The organism is Aquabacterium sp. TM01, assembly GCF_057808345.1.
The window spans coordinates 2949245-2970016 of record NZ_AP046529.1; the positions used below are offsets into that span (position 1 = coordinate 2949245).

21 protein-coding genes and 1 tRNA gene are annotated in these 20772 nt (G+C 63.3%); 6 read left to right on the forward strand and 16 right to left on the reverse strand.

Annotated elements, in window-relative coordinates:
- Positions 1-15: 15 nt before the first annotated feature.
- The 10 genes from AC3WW4_RS13595 to tsaD form a co-directional block, all read right to left on the reverse strand.
- Positions 16-1269, reverse strand: coding sequence for an NADH-quinone oxidoreductase subunit D (locus tag AC3WW4_RS13595; RefSeq protein WP_488829008.1), 1254 nt, complete (start codon positions 1267-1269; stop codon positions 16-18).
- Positions 1270-1286: 17 nt separating this feature from the next.
- A complete protein-coding gene (locus tag AC3WW4_RS13600; protein WP_488829009.1) occupies positions 1287-1898 on the reverse strand; it encodes an NADH-quinone oxidoreductase subunit C in 612 nt (203 codons plus the stop codon).
- A 14-nt stretch (positions 1899-1912) separates the two neighbouring features.
- Positions 1913-2389, reverse strand: a complete 477-nt coding sequence (locus AC3WW4_RS13605) for a NuoB/complex I 20 kDa subunit family protein (protein WP_035035151.1) — start codon at positions 2387-2389, stop codon at positions 1913-1915.
- 45 nt (positions 2390-2434) lie between these two features.
- Positions 2435-2794 (reverse strand): NADH-quinone oxidoreductase subunit A, encoded by a 360-nt coding sequence (locus tag AC3WW4_RS13610; RefSeq protein WP_300154523.1) that lies wholly within the window; start codon positions 2792-2794, stop codon positions 2435-2437.
- A 242-nt stretch (positions 2795-3036) separates the two neighbouring features.
- A tRNA-Leu gene (locus AC3WW4_RS13615) sits at positions 3037-3121 on the reverse strand.
- A gap of 127 nt (positions 3122-3248) precedes the next feature.
- Positions 3249-3602 carry a preprotein translocase subunit SecG gene (gene secG / locus AC3WW4_RS13620; RefSeq protein WP_488829010.1) on the reverse strand — a complete coding sequence of 118 codons (354 nt, stop codon included), beginning with the start codon at positions 3600-3602 and terminating at the stop codon, positions 3249-3251.
- A 38-nt stretch (positions 3603-3640) separates the two neighbouring features.
- Entirely contained in the window at positions 3641-4396 is a 756-nt protein-coding gene (gene tpiA / locus AC3WW4_RS13625; protein WP_488829011.1) for a triose-phosphate isomerase, read from the reverse strand.
- Positions 4393-6693 carry a polyribonucleotide nucleotidyltransferase gene (pnp, locus tag AC3WW4_RS13630; protein WP_488829012.1) on the reverse strand — a complete coding sequence of 767 codons (2301 nt, stop codon included), beginning with the start codon at positions 6691-6693 and terminating at the stop codon, positions 4393-4395. The genes tpiA and pnp overlap by 4 nt, the downstream gene beginning before the upstream one ends.
- 205 nt (positions 6694-6898) lie before the next feature.
- Entirely contained in the window at positions 6899-7168 is a 270-nt protein-coding gene (gene rpsO / locus AC3WW4_RS13635; protein WP_300153809.1) for a 30S ribosomal protein S15, read from the reverse strand.
- A gap of 161 nt (positions 7169-7329) precedes the next feature.
- On the reverse strand, positions 7330-8445 hold the full coding sequence (tsaD, locus tag AC3WW4_RS13640) for a tRNA (adenosine(37)-N6)-threonylcarbamoyltransferase complex transferase subunit TsaD (protein ID WP_488829013.1): 1116 nt from the start codon (positions 8443-8445) through the stop codon (positions 7330-7332).
- An 89-nt stretch (positions 8446-8534) separates the two neighbouring features.
- Between tsaD and AC3WW4_RS13645 the strand changes: the two genes are divergently transcribed.
- The 4 genes from AC3WW4_RS13645 to AC3WW4_RS13660 all read left to right on the forward strand — a co-directional run bounded on the left by AC3WW4_RS13645 (position 8535) and on the right by AC3WW4_RS13660 (position 12452).
- On the forward strand, positions 8535-9167 hold the full coding sequence (locus tag AC3WW4_RS13645) for an ANTAR domain-containing response regulator (RefSeq protein ID WP_488829014.1): 633 nt from the start codon (positions 8535-8537) through the stop codon (positions 9165-9167).
- 308 nt (positions 9168-9475) lie between these two features.
- On the forward strand, positions 9476-10699 hold the full coding sequence (locus AC3WW4_RS13650) for a CmpA/NrtA family ABC transporter substrate-binding protein (protein WP_488829015.1): 1224 nt from the start codon (positions 9476-9478) through the stop codon (positions 10697-10699).
- Between the two features lie 18 nt (positions 10700-10717).
- Positions 10718-11626, forward strand: a complete 909-nt coding sequence (gene ntrB, locus AC3WW4_RS13655; protein WP_488829016.1) for a nitrate ABC transporter permease — start codon at positions 10718-10720, stop codon at positions 11624-11626.
- A 25-nt stretch (positions 11627-11651) separates the two neighbouring features.
- On the forward strand, positions 11652-12452 hold the full coding sequence (locus AC3WW4_RS13660; protein ID WP_488829017.1) for an ABC transporter ATP-binding protein: 801 nt from the start codon (positions 11652-11654) through the stop codon (positions 12450-12452).
- A 121-nt stretch (positions 12453-12573) separates the two neighbouring features.
- Here the strand turns inward: AC3WW4_RS13660 and lgt are convergent, their stop codons facing one another.
- From lgt to AC3WW4_RS13675, 3 genes are all read right to left on the reverse strand, one after another.
- Positions 12574-13392 carry a prolipoprotein diacylglyceryl transferase gene (gene lgt, locus AC3WW4_RS13665; RefSeq protein WP_488829018.1) on the reverse strand — a complete coding sequence of 273 codons (819 nt, stop codon included), beginning with the start codon at positions 13390-13392 and terminating at the stop codon, positions 12574-12576.
- 39 nt (positions 13393-13431) lie between these two features.
- Positions 13432-14193, reverse strand: a complete 762-nt coding sequence (locus AC3WW4_RS13670; protein ID WP_488829019.1) for a dihydrodipicolinate reductase C-terminal domain-containing protein — start codon at positions 14191-14193, stop codon at positions 13432-13434.
- A 195-nt stretch (positions 14194-14388) separates the two neighbouring features.
- A complete protein-coding gene (locus AC3WW4_RS13675; protein WP_488829020.1) occupies positions 14389-14904 on the reverse strand; it encodes a MarR family winged helix-turn-helix transcriptional regulator in 516 nt (171 codons plus the stop codon).
- Positions 14905-14927: 23 nt separating this feature from the next.
- Here AC3WW4_RS13675 and AC3WW4_RS13680 point away from each other — a divergent pair, with 23 nt between their 5' ends.
- Positions 14928-16268 (forward strand): chloride channel protein, encoded by a 1341-nt coding sequence (locus AC3WW4_RS13680; RefSeq protein WP_488829021.1) that lies wholly within the window; start codon positions 14928-14930, stop codon positions 16266-16268.
- Here AC3WW4_RS13680 and ilvD read toward each other — a convergent pair.
- Positions 16259-18109, reverse strand: a complete 1851-nt coding sequence (ilvD, locus tag AC3WW4_RS13685) for a dihydroxy-acid dehydratase (RefSeq protein ID WP_488829022.1) — start codon at positions 18107-18109, stop codon at positions 16259-16261. The genes AC3WW4_RS13680 and ilvD overlap by 10 nt on opposite strands.
- 78 nt (positions 18110-18187) lie before the next feature.
- Entirely contained in the window at positions 18188-18442 is a 255-nt protein-coding gene (locus AC3WW4_RS13690; RefSeq protein WP_488829023.1) for a TIGR04438 family Trp-rich protein, read from the reverse strand.
- 133 nt (positions 18443-18575) lie between these two features.
- Here AC3WW4_RS13690 and AC3WW4_RS13695 point away from each other — a divergent pair, with 133 nt between their 5' ends.
- Positions 18576-18881 carry a c-type cytochrome gene (locus AC3WW4_RS13695; protein ID WP_488829024.1) on the forward strand — a complete coding sequence of 102 codons (306 nt, stop codon included), beginning with the start codon at positions 18576-18578 and terminating at the stop codon, positions 18879-18881.
- A 96-nt stretch (positions 18882-18977) separates the two neighbouring features.
- Here AC3WW4_RS13695 and AC3WW4_RS13700 read toward each other — a convergent pair whose 3' ends face one another.
- Positions 18978-20633: an MFS transporter gene (locus AC3WW4_RS13700; protein WP_488829025.1), complete on the reverse strand. Its 1656-nt coding sequence runs from the start codon at positions 20631-20633 to the stop codon at positions 18978-18980.
- Positions 20634-20772 lie beyond the last annotated feature (139 nt).

The window sequence follows — 20772 nt, forward strand, 5'->3', positions numbered from 1 at the left end:
GATTTGCTCGGTCACTTAGCGGTCGATTTCACCGAACACGATGTCCATCGTGCCGATGATGGCCACGGCGTCGGCCAGCATGTGGCCACGCGACATTTCGTCGAGGGCGGCCAGGTGCGGGAAGCCGGGGGCGCGGATCTTCAGACGGTAGGGCTTGTTGGCACCGTCGGAAGCCAGGTAGATGCCGAACTCACCCTTGGGGTGTTCGACGGCGGCGTAGGCCTCGCCTTCGGGCACGTGGAAGCCTTCGGTGAACAGCTTGAAGTGGTGAATCAGCTGTTCCATCGAGGTCTTCATCTCGACGCGCGAGGGCGGTGCCACCTTGTGGTTGTCGGTGATGACCGGACCGGGATTGGCACGCAGCCAGTCCACGCACTGCTTGATGATGCGGTTGGACTGACGCAGCTCTTCGACGCGGACCACATAGCGGTCATAGCAGTCGCCATTGGTGCCAACAGGGATGTCGAAGTCGACCTTGTCGTAGACGTCGTAGGGCTGGTGCTTGCGCAGGTCCCACACCACGCCAGAGCCGCGCAGCATGGCACCCGTCAGACCCATCTGCATCGCGCGCTCAGGCGTCACGACGCCGATGCCCACGGTACGCTGCTTCCAGATGCGGTTGTCCGTCAACAAGGTCTCGTACTCGTCGACCAACTTGGGGAAACGCTGCGTGAAGTCGTCGATGAAGTCCAGCAAGGAGCCCTGACGGTTCTCGTTCATGCGAGCGATCGTCTTGGCGTTCTTGATCTTGCTGACCTTGTACTGCGGCATCGTGTCCGGCAGGTCGCGGTACACGCCACCCGGACGGAAGTAGGCCGCGTGCATGCGCGCACCCGACACCGCTTCGTACATGTCGAAGAGGTCTTCGCGCTCGCGGAAGCAGTAGATCAGGATGTTCATGGCGCCACAGTCGAAACCGTGGGCGCCCAGCCACAAGAGGTGGTTCAGAACGCGGGTGATCTCGGCAAACATCACGCGGATGTACTGCGCACGCACCGGTACCTCGATGCCCATCATCTTTTCGATGGCCAGGCAGTAGGCGTGCTCGTTGCACATCATCGAGACGTAATCCAGGCGGTCCATGTAGGGCAGCGACTGGATGAAGGTCTTGGATTCGGCCAGCTTCTCGGTGGCACGGTGCAGCAGACCAATGTGCGGGTCAGCACGCTGGATGACTTCGCCGTCCAACTCGAGGATCAGACGCAGCACGCCGTGCGCGGCCGGGTGCTGCGGACCGAAGTTCAGGGTGTAGTTCTTGATTTCTGACATGACTCAGGCCTTGTGCATCAGTGGAGACCACCGTAGTTGTCTTCGCGGATGATGCGCGGGGTGATCTCGCGCGGCTCGATGGTGACGGGCTGGTAGACCACGCGCTTTTGCACTTCGTCGTAGGTCATCTCCACGTAGCCGGTCGTCGGGAAGTCCTTGCGGAAAGGATGGCCGATGAAGCCGTAGTCCGTCAGGATGCGACGCAGGTCGTTGTGACCGTCGAAGATGATGCCGTAGAGGTCAAAGGCTTCACGCTCGAACCAGTTGGCGCTGCTCCACAGGTCGGTGATAGAGGCCAGCACCGGGAAGTCGTCTTCGGGGGCAAACGCCTTCAGGCGCAAGCGCCAGTTCTTGCTGACAGACAGCAGATGGGTGACGGCGCAAAAACGCGGCCCATCGGCATAGATGCTAGGGCCGCCGTCTTTGTAGGCCGAGTAATCCATGCCGCACAGGTCCATCAGCTGCTCGAACTTCAGTTCGGCGTGGTCGCGCAGGGTCTGGCAGATGGCGTGGTAGTCAGCGGCGGACACGGTCAGGGTCAGTTCACCCTTGATGTTGTCCAGGCGCTTGATCTTGTCACCCAGGATGCGTTCCAGGGCAGCTTGCAGGGTGGCGAGTTTCTGGCTCATGCAATGGCTCCTGATCAGCGGGCAATGGTGTTTTCGCGGCGGATCTTGGCCTGCAGTTGCAGGATGCCGTAGAGCAGCGCTTCAGCCGTCGGGGGGCAACCGGGCACATACACGTCCACCGGCACGATGCGGTCGCAACCGCGCACCACCGAGTAGCTGTAGTGGTAGTAGCCGCCACCGTTGGCGCACGAGCCCATGGACAAAACCCAACGGGGTTCGGCCATCTGGTCGTACACCTTGCGCAGGGCCGGCGCCATCTTGTTGCACAGCGTGCCGGCCACGATCATCAGGTCGGACTGACGGGGACTGGGACGGAACAACATGCCAAAGCGGTCGATGTCGTAGCGCGCCGCACCGGCGTGCATCATCTCGACCGCGCAACAGGCCAGACCAAACGTCATCGGCCACAGCGAACCGGTCTTGGACCAGTTGATCAGCGTGTCGGCCGACGTGGTGATGAAGCCCTCTTTGAAGACGCCTTCGATACCCATGTGTATTACCTCTTCAGATTCCTGTGGGGGATGTGCAAACCGGGATCACTCCCAGTCGAGCGCACCCTTCTTCCATTCGTAGACGAAGCCCACGACCAGGATGCTCAGGAAGAGCATGACGGTCAGAAAGCCTGTCATGCCCACTTCCTTGAGCGCCACAGCCCAAGGGAACAAGAACGCGATTTCCAGGTCGAACAGGATGAAGAGGATGGCGACCAGGTAGTAGCGCACATCGAACTTCATCCGAGCGTCTTCGAAAGCCTCGAAGCCGCATTCGTAGGGGGAGTTCTTCGCCTCGTCAGGACGACGAGGACCGAGCAAGAAGCCCAGCAATTGGGGGGCGACACCGACGCCAACGCCAACCAGAATGAAAAGGATGACCGGCAGGTACTGCTCAATGTTCATCATGATGTGGGGCCTCAGATGGAACAAATTGTGTGATTGAACCACACGGACAAAAGAAAAGCGCGCCAGGCCTTATGACCATCAGGATGAACCTGATGTGACATCAACCAAAGCGCGCCCACCGGAGCATTTCACACCACTGACACATGCCCCTGGAGGCAAGCATCACAGCCATTTGATCAGCGTGGAAGAAACTACCGATGCTGATCATGGTGGGTGCAAAGACTCGTTTAGAAATCTTATGGTGCCGACGGCGAGACTCGAACTCGCACAGCTTTCGCCACTACCCCCTCAAGATAGCGTGTCTACCAATTTCACCACGTCGGCGATTGAATCTTTTGGATTCGCTCGTTGTTTGCTTCGGCTTGCATGAGGCTGGCTCACCGAAGACTCATATTCTAAACTGAAAAATCGACCCAATGAACCGATGCCCCACTACAGGACATCAGATTCATCATTTCGATGGGATCAGTGCGGCACCCGAAGCCGGAACCGCTGGCGCCGAAGCCGCCACCGGAGCCGAGGCAGACTGCTCCAGAATGCTGGCGCCTTGCGAGGCTGCGCCGCGCAGGTTGCCAAAGTAAGCCAGCGCCAGGGTGGCCACGAAGAAGATCGTGGCCGCCACGGCCGTTGAGCGGGAGAGGAAGTTGGCACTGCCCGTGGCACCGAACAGGCTGCCCGAAGCACCGGTGCCGAACGAGGCCCCCATGTCGGCACCCTTGCCGTGCTGCACCAGCACCAGGCCGATCATGGCCAGGGCCGAGATCACCTGCAACAACAGCACCACAGTCATCAACGTATGTTGCATGAAAGAAACTCCTGAATCAGTCTTGTCGCGTAGCCGGGTCAGGCTGCGCGAGCGATGGCCGCAAAGTCGGCCGCCTTGAGGGCTGCACCGCCGATGAGGCCCCCGTTGATGTCGGGCTGCGAGAACAGCTCGACCGCGTTGTCGGGCTTGACGCTGCCACCGTACAGCAGCGGGATGTCCGCCGCCTTGGAAGTGGCCTTCGCCAGTTGCGCACGCAGGCAGGCGTGCACGGCTTGAGCCTGAGCGGGCGATGCGGTCTTGCCGGTGCCGATGGCCCAAACGGGCTCATAGGCCACGACCACGCGAGCGATGTCATCACCGAGGGTGTCGATGACTGCCTGCAGTTGCCGACCCACCACCGCCTCGGTCTGATCGGCCTCACGCTCGGCCAGCGTTTCGCCGACACACACGATGGGCACCAAACCGTGCGACAGGGCCGCCTTGGCCTTGTCGGCGACCAGTTGGTCGCTTTCAGCGTGGCAGCTGCGACGCTCGGAGTGACCCACGATGGCGTACGTGGCACCGAACTCACGGATCATGGGACCCGCGACTTCACCCGTGTACGCACCTTGGGTTTGCGCCGAGATGTCTTGTGTGCCGACGGCAATGGCGCTGCCCTGCAGGGCATCGGCCACATCCGCCAGGAACACGAAGGGCGGGCACACAGCCACATCCGCATGGGGCGCCGTGGCGGCCAGGTCGGCCACCAGAAGACCCTGAATCAGCTCTGCATTGAAGGCACGGCTACCGTGCATCTTCCAGTTGCCAACGACCAGTTTCTTCATGACGCTCATTGCTGCTGTTGTTGCTGTTCCTGACCGCCCTCGCCCTGCTCGGACGGCTGCTGCTCGGCGCGGGGAGCACGGTCGCCACGGTCACCGCGATCGCCACGGGGGGCGCGGTCACCACGGTCGCCGCGATCACCACGGGGACCACGGTCGCCACGCGAGCCACGGTCACCGCGGTCGCCACGCTCTTCGCGCTCAGGCATGCCTTCCGGACGCTCCAGCAGAGCCTTCATGGACAGCTTGACGCGGCCCTTTTCGTCGGTTTCCAGAACCTTGACCTTGACGATCTGGCCTTCGGTCAGGTAGTCGGAGACGTTCTCGACGCGCTCGTGGGCGATCTGGCTGATGTGCAGCAAGCCGTCCTTGCCAGGCATCAGGTTGACCAGGGCACCGAAGTCAAACAGCTTGGTGACAGCGCCTTCGTAGGTCTTGCCGATTTCGACTTCGGCCGTGATCTCGTTGATGCGCTTGATGGCGAAGTCGGCCTTTTCAGCGTCGGTCGAGGCGATGGTGATGACACCATCTTCGCCGATGTTGATCTGGCAGCCGGTTTCTTCGCACAGACCGCGGATGGTGGCGCCGCCCTTACCGATCACGTCACGGATCTTCTCCGGGTTGATCTTGAGGGTGTACAGGCGAGGTGCGAACTCCGAGACTTCGGTGTTGGCGCCGGCCATGGCTTCGGTCATCTTGCCCAGGATGTGCAGACGGGCTTCCTTGGCCTGAGCCAGTGCCACCTGCATGATCTCCTTGGTGATGCCCTGGATCTTGATGTCCATCTGCAGGGCGGTGATGCCACCGGTGGTGCCGGCGACCTTGAAGTCCATGTCGCCGAGGTGATCTTCGTCACCCAGGATGTCGGTCAGGACGGCGAACTTGTTGCCTTCCTTGATCAGGCCCATGGCGATGCCGGCCACGTGGGCCTTCATCGGGACGCCTGCGTCCATCATGGCGAGGCAGCCACCGCAGACCGAAGCCATCGACGAGGAGCCGTTGGACTCGGTGATTTCCGAGACGACGCGCACGGTGTAAGCGAACTCGTCCTTCGGGGGCAGCAACGGCACCAGGGCGCGCTTGGCCAGACGGCCGTGGCCGATTTCGCGACGCTTGGGGGTGCCCACGCGACCGGTTTCGCCGGTGGCGAACGGAGGCATGTTGTAGTGGAACAGGAAGGAGTCGCGGAAGTCGCCGGTCAAGGCGTCAATGCGCTGGGCGTCTTGTTCGGTGCCCAGCGTGGCGACGACCAGAGCCTGGGTTTCGCCACGGGTGAACAGGGCCGAACCGTGAACGCGCGGCAGCACGCCGGTGCGGATCTCGATGGGGCGCACGGTGCGGGTGTCGCGGCCGTCGATGCGGGGCTCGCCGGCCAGGATCTGGTCACGCACGATCTTGGCTTCGATGTCGAACAGCAGGCCTTCGACCTTGACGCCGTCAAAGGCGATGCCTTCTTCGCTCAGGGCCGTCTTGACTTCAGCGTAGGCGGCACGGCAGGCGTGCGTACGGGCTTGCTTGGAGCGGATCTGGTAAGCGGCGCGCAGCTTCTCTTCGGCCAGGGCGTTGACCTTGGCGATGAAGCCCTCGTCCTTGGCGGGCGGCAGCCAGTCCCAGGAAGGCTTGCCAGCGTCGCGAACCAGGTCATGGATGGCGTTGATGGCGATGTTGCCTTGCTCGTGACCGAACACGACACCACCCAGCATGACGTCTTCCGACAGCTGGTCGGCTTCGGACTCGACCATCAGCACAGCGGTTTCGGTGCCGGCCACGATCAGGTCCATCTTGGAGTTGGTCAACTCGGCGATGCTGGGGTTCAGCACGTATTCGCCGTTGATGTAACCCACGCGAGCGGCGCCGATGGGGCCGTTGAACGGGATGCCCGAGATCGACAGCGCAGCGCTGGAGGCGATCATGGCGGCGATGTCGGCCGAGACTTCAGGGTTCAGCGACACCACGTGGATGACCAGCTGAACTTCGTTGAAGAAGCCTTCGGGGAACAGGGGGCGGATGGGACGGTCGATCAGACGCGAGGTCAGCGTTTCCAGCTCGGAAGGCTTGGCTTCGCGCTTGAAGAAGCTGCCAGGGATCTTGCCGGCGGCGTAGGTCTTCTCGATGTAGTCGACGGTCAGGGGGAAGAAGTCCTGGCCAGCCTTGGCGACCTTGGCGCACACGACGGTGGCCAGCACCACGGTGCCTTCGATGTCGACCAGCACGGCGCCGGTGGCTTGACGCGCGATTTCACCCGTCTCCATCGTGACGGTGTGCTTGCCCCATTGGAAGGTCTTGGTGACTTTGTTGAACATGGTCATGGATGAGTTCTCCGGTTTGGTTGTGCGGGCGACACATGCCGCCCGGCGGGGGTGCCGTCACTCAATCGCGATGCCATTCCAGCGAGGTTGAGGCCTCAGCCTCGCTGGAATGACACAGCGTTCGCAGGAGTCGAGTGGCTGGCGTTAAAAAACAAAAAGCCTGTGCTGGAGGGATCCAGACAGGCTTTTTGTCGTCATGCGGTGCTTACTTGCGCAGGCCCAGCTTCTGGATCAGGGCCACGTAACGGGCGGCATCCTTGGACTTCAGGTAGTCCAGCAGCTTGCGGCGACGGCTGACCATGCGCAGCAGGCCGCGACGACCGTGGTGGTCCTTCTTGTTGGCCTTGAAGTGGGGGGTCAGTTCGACGATGCGAGCGGTCAGCAGGGCCACTTGCACTTCAGGAGAGCCGGTGTCATTGGCGGCACGGGCGTTGTCTTTGACGATGGCAGCGGTGTTGATGTCTGCGACGGACATGGTGTTTCCTTGAAAACAGATGCAGGCCTGGGGATCATGGCCTGACGGCCTGTGCCCTGGGTTTCTGCGTTAAGACTTGCGACTCCGGGTGAAACCGACCCAGGTCGTGCGATACATGCCACCATTCAGAATGACGGCAAGCCTGCAAGTATAGCAAGAAGTCAGATGCTGGACAAATCCCAGCGCGGTTTGACGTCGAAGGTGGGCTCGGCACTGAGGCGGGCCTGCCCGCTCTGGATGCGCATGGCGGCCGCCAGGGCGATCATGGCGCCGTTGTCGGTGCACAGATGCATCTCGGGGTAGTGGACGCGGATCTGGCGGCGGGCACAGGCCTGGTCCAGTTGCGCCCGCAGCAGGCGGTTGGCACCCACGCCGCCGGCCACGACCACACGCTTGAGGCCGGTGGACTTCAGCGCCAGCAGCACCTTCTTGACCAGCACCTCCACGATGGCGGCCTGGGTGGAGGCGGCCAGGTTGGCCAAGACGGGCTGCGCCTCGGGAGTGGCCAGCAGGTCGGGACGGTCGAGCCAGCCCAGACGCACCAGATGGGTGCGGACGGCGGTTTTCAGGCCCGCGAACGAGAAATCAAGGTTGCCGCTGTGCAGCATCGGACGAGGCAGCTCGAACGAGGTCGGGTCGCCCGATTCGGCCAGGCCCGAGAGGTGGGGACCGCCGGGATAGGGCAAGCCCATCAGCTTGGCCGACTTGTCGAAGGCCTCGCCGGCGGCGTCATCGACGGTTTCACCCAGCATCTCGTAGCGTCCCACGCCGTCGACGCGCATCAACTGGGTGTGGCCGCCGGACACGAGCAAGGCGACAAAGGGGAACTCGGGCGGGTCGACCGACAAGAAGGGTGACAGCAGGTGGCCTTCGAGGTGGTGCACGCCCAGCAGCGGCTTGTTCAAGGCGGTGCCCAGGGCGCAGGCCATGCCGGCCCCCACCAGCAGAGCCCCAGCCAAGCCGGGGCCACGGGTGTAGGCGACCACGTCGATGTCAGCCAGCGTTTGGCCGGATTCGGCCAGCACCTGGCGCGCAAGCGGCACCACGCGGCGGATGTGGTCACGCGAAGCCAGCTCGGGCACCACGCCACCGTAGGCCTGGTGCATGTCGATCTGGCTGTGCAGGGCGTGCGCGAGAAGACGGGGCTCGCCTTCGGCAGGCAGGGAGACGAGGGCGAGGCCGGTTTCGTCGCAGGAGGACTCGACCCCCAGGATCAGACAGGGGCGCGGCAAGACAGAGGGCGCGGGCGCGCTCAGGGTGGCGGACGGGGACGACATCCCGTCAGTGTAGAGGCCCCCACCTGTTCTCGCCATGCAGCGACCCAGAACCCGGGCTTTCGGGCGCAGTTGTTGCATGCGTGTCGCGCATGCCTACCGAAGTGCCCCACCTGCGTGTCGTGATCGTTTTGCCGCTGCCTCTGTCCGTCGAGCCCGATGACGCAGAGCAGGCCGAGGTCGAGCGCGCCCGGGTGCTGCGCATTGCGCTGCTGGAGGCGGGCTACAACGTGGTGGCAACCCTGCCAGGCGATGCCTTCCTGCCGGAGCGCATCGGTCAGATCCAGCCCGACCTGATCGTGGTGGACGCGGAATCGCAGGGGCGCGACATCCTGGAGCATGTGGTGATGGCCACGCGCGACGAGCGCCGCCCGATCGTGATGTTTTCGGGCGACGAGGACACGGCCTATCTGCGCAAGGCGGTGGCGGCAGGCGTGTCGGCGTATGTGGCGGCGGGCACGCCCGCCGAGCGCATCAAACCGGTGCTCGATGTGGCGATGGCACGCTTCGAGATGGAGGAGTCGCTTCGCCGAGAACTGGCCGATGCCCGCTCGGAGTTGTCCGACCGCAAGGTGCTGGACCGCGCCAAAGGCCTGCTGATGAGCCGCCAGGGCCTGACCGAGCCTCAAGCCCATGCGCGCCTGCGCAAGGCGGCGATGGACAAGGGACTGAAGCTGGTCGAGGTGGCGCAACGCCTGATTGATGCCGCCGACCTGCTGGGCTGAGCCGCCCTGCCCCAGCTTGGCGTGTGACGGCACCAGCACAAGGCGAACATGGCGCACGCCGGGCAAACATGGGGCAAACACGGGGCAATACGGCCCCCAAAAACCTGGCACAGCGTTTGCATATACCCAAGCAAGCAAAGTCAACGGCGATTTTGCAGCCTTGGCGGCCCCGTGACGGGCCCCGAGCATCCGACAAAGGTGTCTTCTGACATGTGAGCCCATCCCTGTGATGCGCTTGCGTGGCGGTTGGCACCTTTTTTGTTTGTCCAAAGGGAAAGTCTTGCACCATGAACACCCAGGATCTGAAAATGACGCGCCGCACCATCTTGAAGAGCGCTGCCGCCGCAGGCGCAGTCGGCGCTGTGCCCGGACTCCAGTCCGCTGTCTGGGCCGCAGGCTCGGACAAGCCCGAGCTGAGCGAGGTGAAGATCGGTTTCATTCCGCTGACCGATTGCGCCTCGGTGGTGATGGCCTCGGTGCTGGGCTTCGACAAGAAGTACGGCGTCAAGATCATCCCGACCAAAGAGGCCTCGTGGGCCGGCGTGCGTGACAAGCTGGTCAACGGCGATCTGCACATGGCCCATGTGCTGTATGGCCTGGTGTACGGCGTGCACCTGGGCATTGGCGGCCCCAAGAAAGACATGGCGGTGCTGATGGGCCTGAACAACAACGGGCAGGCCATCACGCTGTCGAAGGCGCTGGCCTCGAAGGGCGCGGTCGATGGGCCGTCGCTGGCCAAATTGATGGCGCGTGAGAAGCGTGAGTACACCTTTGCGGGCACCTTCCCGACGGGCACGCACGCGATGTGGATGCACTACTGGCTGGCGGCGGCGGGCATCAACCCGCTGTCGGGCGCCAAGCTGATCACGGTGCCGCCGCCGCAGATGGTGGCCAACATGCGTGTGGGCAACATGGACGGCTTCTGCGTGGGCGAACCCTGGAACCACCGCGCCATCATGGATGGCATCGGGGTGACGGCCAACACGACACAGGACATCTGGCAGGACCACCCGGAGAAGGTGCTGGGCTGCACGGGCGAGTTCGTCAAACAGTACCCGAACACCGCCCGCGCCGTGATGATGGCGGTGCTGGAAGCGGGCCGCTGGATCGACGCCGGCCTGCAAAACAAGCTCAAGATGGCCGAGACGATCGCTGCCAAGTCCTATGTGAACACTGGGGTGGATGCGATCAACCAGCGCATCCTGGGCCGCTACCAGAACGGCATGGGCAAGACCTGGGACGACCCCAACCACATGAAGTTCTTCAACGACGGCAAGGTGAACTTCCCTTACCTGTCGGATGGCATGTGGTTCCTGACGCAGCACAAGCGCTGGGGGTTGCTCAAGGCACACCCCGACTACCTGGGCGTGGCCAAGCAGATCAACCAGATCGAGCTGTACAAGCAGGCCGCCAGCGGCCTGGGCATTGCGGTGCCCAAGGACCCGATGCGCACCAGCAAGTTGATCGACGGCGTGGTCTGGACGGGCAAGGACCCGGCCAAGTACGCCGACAGCTTCGCCATCAAAGCCTGAGACTGAAAGGAGCCCATCATGGTCAGTGCCGTCTTTCACAGCCCCTCGGAGGTCGATGAAGCCTTGCCGGTGACGTCGCCCTCCCCCGCGCAGATCGCGCCTGCGCCCGCACAGAAGGCGGCGCCGGCTTCCTATTCAGTGCCGGCCAAGCCCCCCGTGGACTGGGCGGGGTGGGCCTTGCGCACCGTGTCCCCTCTGGCGGGCATCGCCCTGTTGATCGGGATCTGGGCCTTGCTCACACAGGGCAGCAGCACCTTCCCCACGCCGCTGGCCACCTGGCAGTCCGCCGTGGTGCTGTTCGCCGACCCGTTCTACAGCAACGGCCCCAACGATCAGGGCATCGGCTGGAACATCCTGTTCTCGCTGGAGCGCGTGGCCGTCGGGTTCGGACTGGCGGCCCTGGTCGGCATCCCCTTGGGTTTCCTGATTGGCCGCTCGCAGATCGCCAGCAGCATGCTCAACCCGATCATCAGCCTGCTGCGTCCGGTCTCGCCACTGGCCTGGCTGCCGATTGGCCTGCTGGTGTTCAAGTCGGCCGATCCGGCTGCGATCTGGACGATCTTCATCTGCTCGATCTGGCCCATGATCATCAATACCGCTGTGGGTGTGCAGCGAGTGCCCGAGGACTACCTGAACGTGGCCAAGGTGCTGAACCTGAGCGAGTGGAAGATCACCACCAAGATCCTGCTGCCTTCGGTGCTGCCTTACATGCTGACGGGCGTGCGCCTGTCGGTGGGCACCGCGTGGCTGGTGATCGTGGCCGCCGAGATGCTGACGGGCGGCGTGGGCATCGGCTTTTGGGTGTGGGACGAGTGGAACAACCTCAATGTCCAGCACATCCTGATCGCCATTTTCGTGATCGGCATCGTCGGCCTGCTGCTGGAGCAGGGGCTGGTGGCCATCGCCAAGCGCTTCAGCTTTGAATGACCCGCACACCTGACAGGAGCACGTCATGACCCAATTCATCGACATTCATCGCGCCGAAATGGTGTTCCACACAAAAAAGGGGCGCTTTCATGCCCTGAGCGACATCAATCTGGGCATTGCCCAGGGGGAGTTCATCACCCTGATCGGGCACTCGGGCTGCGGCAAGTCCACCCTGCTCAACCTGATCGCCGGGCTGCTGACGCCGACGCAGGGCGGCCTGATCTGTGATGGCCGCGAGATTGCGGGCCCCGGCCCGGAGCGGGCGGTGGTGTTCCAGAACCACTCGCTGCTGCCCTGGCTGAGTTGTCACGACAACGTCTACCTGGCGGTGGAACGTGTGTTCGGCGGCAAGGAGAACAAGGAGCAACTCAAGCAGCGCGTGGCCGACGCCCTGGCGCTGGTGGGCATGAGCCATGCCACGCACAAGCGGCCCCACGAGATCTCGGGGGGCATGAAACAGCGTGTGGGCATTGCCCGCGCCCTGGCCATGGAGCCCAAGGTGCTGCTGATGGACGAGCCGTTTGGCGCCCTGGACGCCCTCACCCGCGCCCACCTGCAAGACGAGCTGCTCAAGATCGTGGCCAAGGCGCATTGCACCGTGGTGATGGTGACGCACGATGTGGACGAGGCGGTGCTGCTGTCAGACCGCATCGTGATGATGAGCAATGGCCCGGCCGCCACCATTGGCGAGATTCTGCCGGTGCCACTGGCCCGGCCTCGCAACCGCGTGGCGCTGGCCGAAGACCCGACCTACATCGCCTGTCGCAAGGCCGTGCTGGACTTTCTGTACACCCGGCACGGCGTGGCAGACCGTCAGGCGGCCTGAGCACCGGTTGACATCAACCTGGCATGCGGTTTGCATGACCCCGCTTGATCACCTGATTCGCCAGAGCCAGGTGGTCTTCCTCAGCGGGGGTCCGTGGTCCGCGAAGATGCCATCGACCTCTTTACGCCTTTCGGTCCTCGGACCGGAAGGCGTTTTTTTGTGCCATGCCCCAGAACAGCGCCCCCAGCAGGATCATCGGCACGCACAACCACTGGCCCATGCTCATGTTGAAGGTCAGCAGGCCCAGGAAACTGTCGGGCTCACGGAAGTATTCGGCGATGAAGCGGAACACGCCATAGCCCATGAGGAAAGCCCCCGACACAGCCCCCAAAGGCCGCGAACGGCGCGCATACAGCCACAGCAGCGCGAACAGCAACAAGCCCTCCAGCCCAAATTGATACAGCTGCGATGGGTGGCGCGCGATGTCGGTGCCCGACTGCGGAAAGACCATGGCCCAAGGCAAGCTGGGATCGGCCGCACGGCCCCACAGCTCACCGTTCATGAAGTTGCCCAGTCGGCCGGCAGCCAGCCCGATCGGCACGCAGGGCGCCACCAGATCGGCCACCTCGAAAAAGCTGCGCCCCCGACGCTTGGCATAGATGGCCATGGCCGTGATCACACCCAGCAGGCCCCCGTGGAAGGCCATGCCGCCCTGCCAGACTGCCAGGATTTCAGACGGGTGACTGAAGTAATACCCGGGCTTGTAGAACAGCACATAGCCCAGACGCCCCCCCAGCACGACCCCCATCACGCCGAAGAACAGCACGTCCTCGACCATCTGGCGGTCCCAGCCGCGCTGCGCGAAGAACGGCTGCTTGGCCCGGGCATTCGCGAGCAGGTAGAACAGGGTGAAGGCCGCCAGGTAGGTCAGGCCATACCAGTGCACCTTGAGCGGCCCCAGGGCAATGGCGATCGGATCGAATTGAGGGTGAATCAGCATGGGGCGAACAATAGCGCAAGTCGGCGCCCGTTCATGGCCTCACGCCTGCGGATCGGCCTCGGGCTGGGTCAGTTGCTCACGGATCATGCGCATCAACAGGTCATCGAAGGTGTAAAAGCCGTAGGGGCGTTTGCTGAGTTCGCCCAACGCAAAGGCCGCGCCGGTACCGAACGCCTCGCGGCGGATGGATTCGTGGGTGATGCGCACCGTCTGGTGGGGAAACCCGAAAATGACCTCATGGAGCCCGACGATGCCCCCCAGGCGCAACGAGGTGATGCGGTCGTTGTCCAGGTCCAGGGTTTTGGCGATCTTGCGCGCGGTGCCCGACATCTCGGGCTTCTCGCGGAAGTGCTGCTCCAGGATCTCGACGTCGGCAAACGGTGCGATGCCGCGCAGCATCCGCGCCGACAGGATCAGGAAGTTGATGCCCAGGGTGATGTTGGGCGAACACAGCACGCGGGCCTGCTCGCCCAGCGTGCGGGCATAGGCAAGGTCGTCGTCACTGTAAGCCGAGATGGCGCTGACCAGCGTGAGGTGGCGCTTGCGCACCTCTTCGCCGTACAGGTGGATCGACTCGGCGGTCGAAAAATCGACCAGCGCATCGACCGGGTGGGCATCCAGCCACTCGCCAAAGTGGCCTTGCGACATGGCCAAGACCGGCAGACCCAGGGGCTGCGGCTGCCCTTCGGGCACCGGGTTGCGCTTGGCAATCCAGACCAGCTCGAAGCGGGGATCCTCTCTCAGGACCTCCGCGACCGCCTGTCCCGCCTTGCCGTAGCCAATCAATCCCACTTTGATCATGTGTTTCTCCTTCTTCGATATCGACACGCCTTGCTGCTGCAATTACATTTGTGCAAATATACAAGCTTCAAGATGATGAAGCAAAAAAAAGGGCCTGCGGTGAGGCAGGCCCTTCAAGACACTCCATATCACTGGTGTTGCAACGACGCGTGTTCGCGCCTTCGTTACCTCGTCATTATATTGTGACAAATGCTTTCACAACTCAGCCAGGGGCGTTTGCGCCGCCACGCCCACCTCTTCCACGCCCAGTTGGGCGATCAGATGCCCCAGGTCGACATGCAAGCGCGTGAGCGTCTCCAGGTCCAGGCGCTGCAAGGCATCGGGCAGCAAGCCCGCAAAAGGCCCCTGGGCGTTGCCCAACAGGGCCTCGCCCTCGGGTGTGGCGTGCAGATGCACCACCCGACGGTCCTCGTCGTCGCGGACACTGCGGATCAGGCCCTTTTTCACCAGCGCACGCACCAGGTTGCTGGCGGTGGACTGATGGATGTCCATCGCGTGCGCCAACGCCCCGACCTCGGTCCCGGCGTGGCGAGACACAATGCTCAAGGCCCACAACTGCGCCCCGCCCAGACCCGACTGGGACTCGACACGCTGAAAGTGCGACTTGATGGCGTTGAACACCACGCGAAACTGCCGCAACACCGTAGCGGCCTGGGGCGTGAGCGCGACCGCATCGGACTCGGAAGCTGACGGAAGACTGAGTCTGGACATGAAAACCTGTTGTGACTGAAAACATGACGCTGCCCGACACCCCACCTGACGAGACTGTCGAACACGCCAAAGCGCTGACCGACTGGCGCCCTTGGGCCGCGCGCGCGGTGGTGTTGAGCTTTGCCACGCTGGCGGGCCTGAGTGTGGTGTTGCTCACCTGGTTGAGCGAGCATGCCCTGGCGGCATTTTTTGCCCTGTCAGCATACTCGCCCTGGCTGGCTTTGGCGTGGACGCCGGCGTTGACCGCCGCCCTGGTGTGGTGTACCAACCGCTATTTTGCCGGTGCGGCGGGCTCGGGCATTCCCCAGGTGCTGGCCGCGCTGGATGTGCATACGCCCCCCGAGCAGCGCCATCTCTTCATTTCGCTCAAGCTGGCGGCCGCCAAGATCGTGCTCACGGTCGGGGGCCTGCTCGCCGGGCTGGCCACGGGTCGCGAGGGCCCCTCGGTGCAGGTGGGCGCCGGGATCATGCACGCCGCCCGTCACTGGCTGCCGCAACGCAGCAGCATCAACGACCACGGCCTGATCGTGGCCGGCGGCGCGGCGGGCATCGCCGCAGCGTTCAACACACCGCTGGGTGGGGTCATGTTCGCCATCGAAGAATTGTCGCGCCGGCCTGAGCACCGCTCCAGCGGGCTGCTGATCGCCGCCATCGTGCTGGCCGGCCTGATCGGCATGTCGGTGTTCGGCAACGTCAGCTACTTTGGCCAGATTTCGGTGGGGGACTTCGGGTGGTCGGCCTTGTGGCCAGGACTGCTGATTGCGGTGGCCACCGGCCTGCTGGGCGGTCTGTTTGCGCGCCTGCTCGTGCAAGCCGCTCGGGGTGGCACCGATCGCTTCAGTCAGTGGCGCCAGCGCTACCCGGTGCGTTTTGCGGCCGGCTGTGGGCTGGCCGTGGCCATCATCGGTGTGGTCAGCCAGGGTGCCTCATCGGGCAGCGGCTACGACGCCACCCGTGCCCTGCTCGAAGGCCAGGACCCGACCAATGGGTTTTACGTGCCGCTGCGGTTCATCGCCACCTGGCTGTCGGCCTGGAGCGGTGTGCCCGGCGGGGTGTTTGCCCCGGCCCTCGCGCTGGGTGCGGGCATCGGCAATGAGATCGCCCAGTTGACGGGCCACCTGAACACGCCCGCGTTGATCGCCTTGGGCATGGCCGGCTTTCTGGCCGCGGTGACGCAGGCGCCGATCACGGCCTTCATCATCGTGATGGAAATGATTGAAGGCCATGGACTGGTGCTCAGTCTCATGGCCTGCAGTGTGGTTGCCAGTGGCGTGGCGCGGCTGATCAGCCCGCCGATGTACGGCGCGATGGCCGCTGCCCAGCTGAAACGGCTGAACAGCAGCCCCTCCGACGCTCAGCGCTGAAGCTGGGTGATGTCGCGCACCGCGCCGGTGTCGGCCGAGGTGGTCATCAAGGCATAGGCCTGCAGCGCGGCCGAAACCACGCGCTCGCGGTTGGCGGGCTTCCAGGCGGCCGCGCCCTTGGCTTCCATGGTCGCACGGCGGGCTGCCATGGCCGCATCGCTGATGGCCAGGTGGATGCGACGGTTGGGGATGTCGATCTCGATGGTGTCGCCATCTTCGACCAGGCCAATGGCCCCGCCTTGCGCCGCTTCCGGCGAAGCGTGGCCGATGGACAGACCCGAGGTACCGCCCGAGAAGCGACCGTCGGTCAGCAGCGCGCATTCCTTGCCCAGGCCACGGCTCTTCAGGTAGGACGTTGGGTAGAGCATTTCCTGCATGCCGGGGCCGCCCTTGGGGCCTTCGTAGCGGATGATGACCACGTCACCGGCCTGCACCTGTTCGCCCAGGATGCCTTCGACGGCATCTTCCTGGCTTTCGTACACGCGGGCGGTGCCAGTGAACTTCCAGATGGACTCGTCCACACCGGCGGTCTTGACAATGCAGCCCTTCTCGGCGATGTTGCCGTAGAGCACGGCCAGGCCGCCGTCTTGCGTGAAGGCGTGTTCCTTGGCGCGGATCACGCCGTGTTCACGGTCAAGGTCGAGCTTCTTCCAACGGCTGTCTTGCGAGAAGGCCACCTGGGTGGGCACGCCGCCGGGAGCGGCCTTGTAGAACTGGTGCACGGCCTCGTCGTTCGTGACCTTGATGTCCCACTGGGCGATGGCGTCGGCCATGGTGGCGCTGTGCACGGTGGGCAAGTCGGTGTGCAGCAGGCCACCACGGGCAAGTTCACCCAGGATGGCCATGATGCCGCCGGCACGGTGCACGTCTTCGATGTGAACGTCGGGCACAGCCGGGGCGACCTTGCTCAGGCAAGGCACCTTGCGCGACATGCGGTCGATGTCGGCCATCGTGAAGTTGACGCCGGCTTCGCGCGCAGCCGCCAACAGGTGCAGCACGGTGTTGGTGGAGCCGCCCATGGCGACGTCGAGTGCCACGGCATTTTCAAACGCCTGGAAGGTGGCGATGTTGCGCGGCAGGGCCGTTTCGTCGTCTTGCTCGTAGTAGCGCTTGGCCAGCTCGACGATGGTGCGGCCGGCCTTGCGGAACAGCTGTTCGCGGTCGGCGTGGGTGGCCAGCGTGGTGCCGTTGCCCGGCAGGGACAGGCCCAGGGCTTCGGTCAGGCAGTTCATCGAGTTGGCGGTGAACATGCCGGAGCAGGAGCCGCAGGTGGGGCAGGCGGAACGCTCGACGGCGGCCACTTCCTCGTCAGAACAGCTCTTGTCAGCGGCCTTGACCATGGCGTCCACCAAGTCGAGCGAAATGACCTTGCCTTCGAGCTTGACCTTGCCGGCTTCCATCGGACCGCCGGAGACGAAAATCACGGGGATGTTCAGGCGCAGCGCCGCCATCAGCATGCCCGGGGTGATCTTGTCGCAGTTGGAGATGCACACCAGCGCGTCGGCGGTGTGGGCATTGACCATGTACTCGACGCTGTCGGCGATCAGATCGCGCGAAGGCAGCGAGTACAGCATGCCGCCGTGGCCCATGGCGATGCCATCGTCGACCGCGATGGTGTTGAACTCTTTGGCCACACCCCCGGCGGCTTCGATCTCGCGGGCGACCAGCTGGCCCAGGTCCTTCAGGTGCACGTGGCCGGGCACGAACTGGGTGAAGCTGTTCGCGATGGCGATGATCGGCTTCTCGAAGTCACCGTCCTTCATGCCGGTGGCACGCCACAGGGCACGGGCACCGGCCATGTTGCGGCCGGCGGTGGAGGTACGGGAACGATACTGAGGCATGGAGGGGCTCCGGGCTGGTGGGTTCTCTGAAGAGAATCGATTTTAGCCCGTGCCACCCGCCCCTGCGGCCCGATGGCCTTACTTGCGACCACCCCGTTTCAGGCCCAGCGCATCGATGGCTTTCTGGCGGCGCGCGTCACGGCGCTCGTCGTCGCGTTCCATCGCTTTGCGGCGGGTGTAACCCGTGGCATCGCTCCAGGTCCACCAGGCCACGGCCAAGGCGAAAGGCAGGAGCAACATGACCCAATCGTTGGCCCAGGTCCAGCTGGCCAAGGGGCCAATTCCGAAAAACTGCATGAGCGCCATCACGACGCCAATTGCCACAAACCACATCGCCTCACTCCTTCTGCCACGACACTGGCACGAAGCACCACGGTCAACCCCACCATGGGATTTCACGCTATTGTTGGGACATTCTCAACTGGAATGACCGCACGCGGAAAGGAAATCCATGAAGATTGCCGCAATGAGCCTCCTGACCCTGTGCCTGAGCGCCACAGCGGTCACGCCCGCCCTGGCGAATCAGGAGCTGGCGCAACGCAAAGCCTGCCTGAGCTGTCACGGTGTGGACAAGGCGGTGTTGGGCCCGGCCTTCAAAGATGTCGCCAACAAATACCGCGGCCAAAAAGGCATGGACGCCAAACTGGCCGAGAAAGTACTCAAGGGCGGCGGCGGTGTCTGGAAGATGCCGATGGGCCCCATGCCGGCGCAAAGCCAGGTGAGCGCGGCCGAAGCCAAGCAATTGAGCGCCTGGATTTTGTCGCTCAAGTAAGCCCCAAAAAAATAATGCCCTCCACCAGGGAGGGCATCAGATCGCTTGGTGCGGATCCGTGGGGCAAAGGCTTGTGGCCCTTGCCCCTCAGAGGCATCAGTCGTCCTTGTAGATGTCGACGTCCTTGGTTTCGCGAACCAGGAACATGCCGAGCACAAAGGTCATCAGGGCGATGATGATCGGGTACCACAGGCCGTTGTAGATGTTCCCGGTCTGGGCCACGATGGCGAAGGCGGTGGTCGGCAGCAAGCCACCGAACCAACCGGTACCGATGTGGTACGGCAAGCTCATCGAGGTGTAGCGGATGCGGGTCGGGAACATTTCCACCAGCATGGCGGCGATGGGACCATAAACCATGGTCACATAGATCACCAGCAAGGTCAGGATACCGACCACCAGAGGCTTGTTGAGCTTGGCCGGATCGGCCTTGGCCGGGTAGCCTGCTTCACGCACCGCATCGATCACGGTCTTCTTGAATGCCGCGTCCTTGGCCTTGGCATCTTCAGCCGAGAGGCCCACAGCGGAGTAAGACTCGATGACCTTGTCGCCGACCTTGATCTGGGCCACGCCCGAGCCATCGATGCTCTCGTAGTTCACGGAGTTGTTGGCGAGCACCTGCTTGGCCACGTCGCACGAGCTGGTGAACTTAGCAGTACCGGTCGGGTTGAACTGGAAGGAGCACTCGGCCGGGTTGGCCACCAAAGACACCGGCGCATTGGCCTGAGCGTGAGCCAGGTCAGGGTTGGCGGCTTCCGTCAGGGCCTTGAACAGCGGAAAGTAGGTCACCGCCGCGATCAGGCAGCCACCCAGGATGATGGGCTTGCGGCCGATCTTGTCAGACAGCGTCCCGAAGATCACGAAGAAAGGCGTCGCGATCAGCAAAGACACCGCCACCAGGATGTTGGCCGTGGCACCGTCCACCTTCAGGGCTTGCGTCAGGAAGAACAGGGCATAGAACTGCCCCGTGTACCAGACCACACCTTGGCCGGCGACCAGGCCGAACAGGGCGATCAGCACGATCTTCAGGTTAGACCATTGGCCGAAGGACTCGGACAGCGGTGCCTTGGAGGTCTTGCCTTCTTCCTTCATCTTCTTGAAGGCAGGCGACTCGTTCATGCTCAGTCGGATCCACACGCTGATGGCCAGCAGAGCGATCGAGACGACGAACGGCACGCGCCAGCCCCAGTCCTGGAAGGCCTCTTCGCCAATCGCAGTACGGGTACCCAAGATGACGAGCAGCGACAGGAACAGACCCAGCGTGGCTGTGGTTTGAATCCAGGCGGTGTAGGCACCCCGACGGCCGTGCGGTGCGTGCTCGGCCACATACGTGGCAGCACCACCATACTCACCACCCAGCGCCAGACCTTGCAGCAGGCGCAGTGCAATCAGGATGACCGGAGCGGCCACACCGATGGTGTTGTAGTTGGGCAAGATACCCACGATGAAGGTCGAGACCCCCATCAGCAAGATCGTGACAAGGAAGGTGTACTTGCGCCCGATCATGTCACCCAGGCGACCGAACACCAAAGCACCAAATGGTCGGACGATGAAACCGGCAGCGAAAGCCAGCAAGGCGAAAATGAAGCCGGACGTGGGATCGAGGCCCGCGAAGAACTGTTTGGCGATGATGGCTGCCAACGAGCCATAAAGATAAAAGTCGTACCACTCGAAAACCGTGCCCAAGCTGGAAGCGAAAATGACTTTCCGCTCCTCGGCCGTCATCGGCGCATCTTTGATTTGGGTGCTTGCCATATTAGGTGCTCCTTGTTTACAGGGACGAGCCTGCTTTTGGCAAGCTCGACCCCTAATTTAGGTGCCTTTGCATGCCATGTGAATAAGGGGGAATGCTAGGAAATGGTGCACACCACCCATATATGTTGTAGGTGTTTAT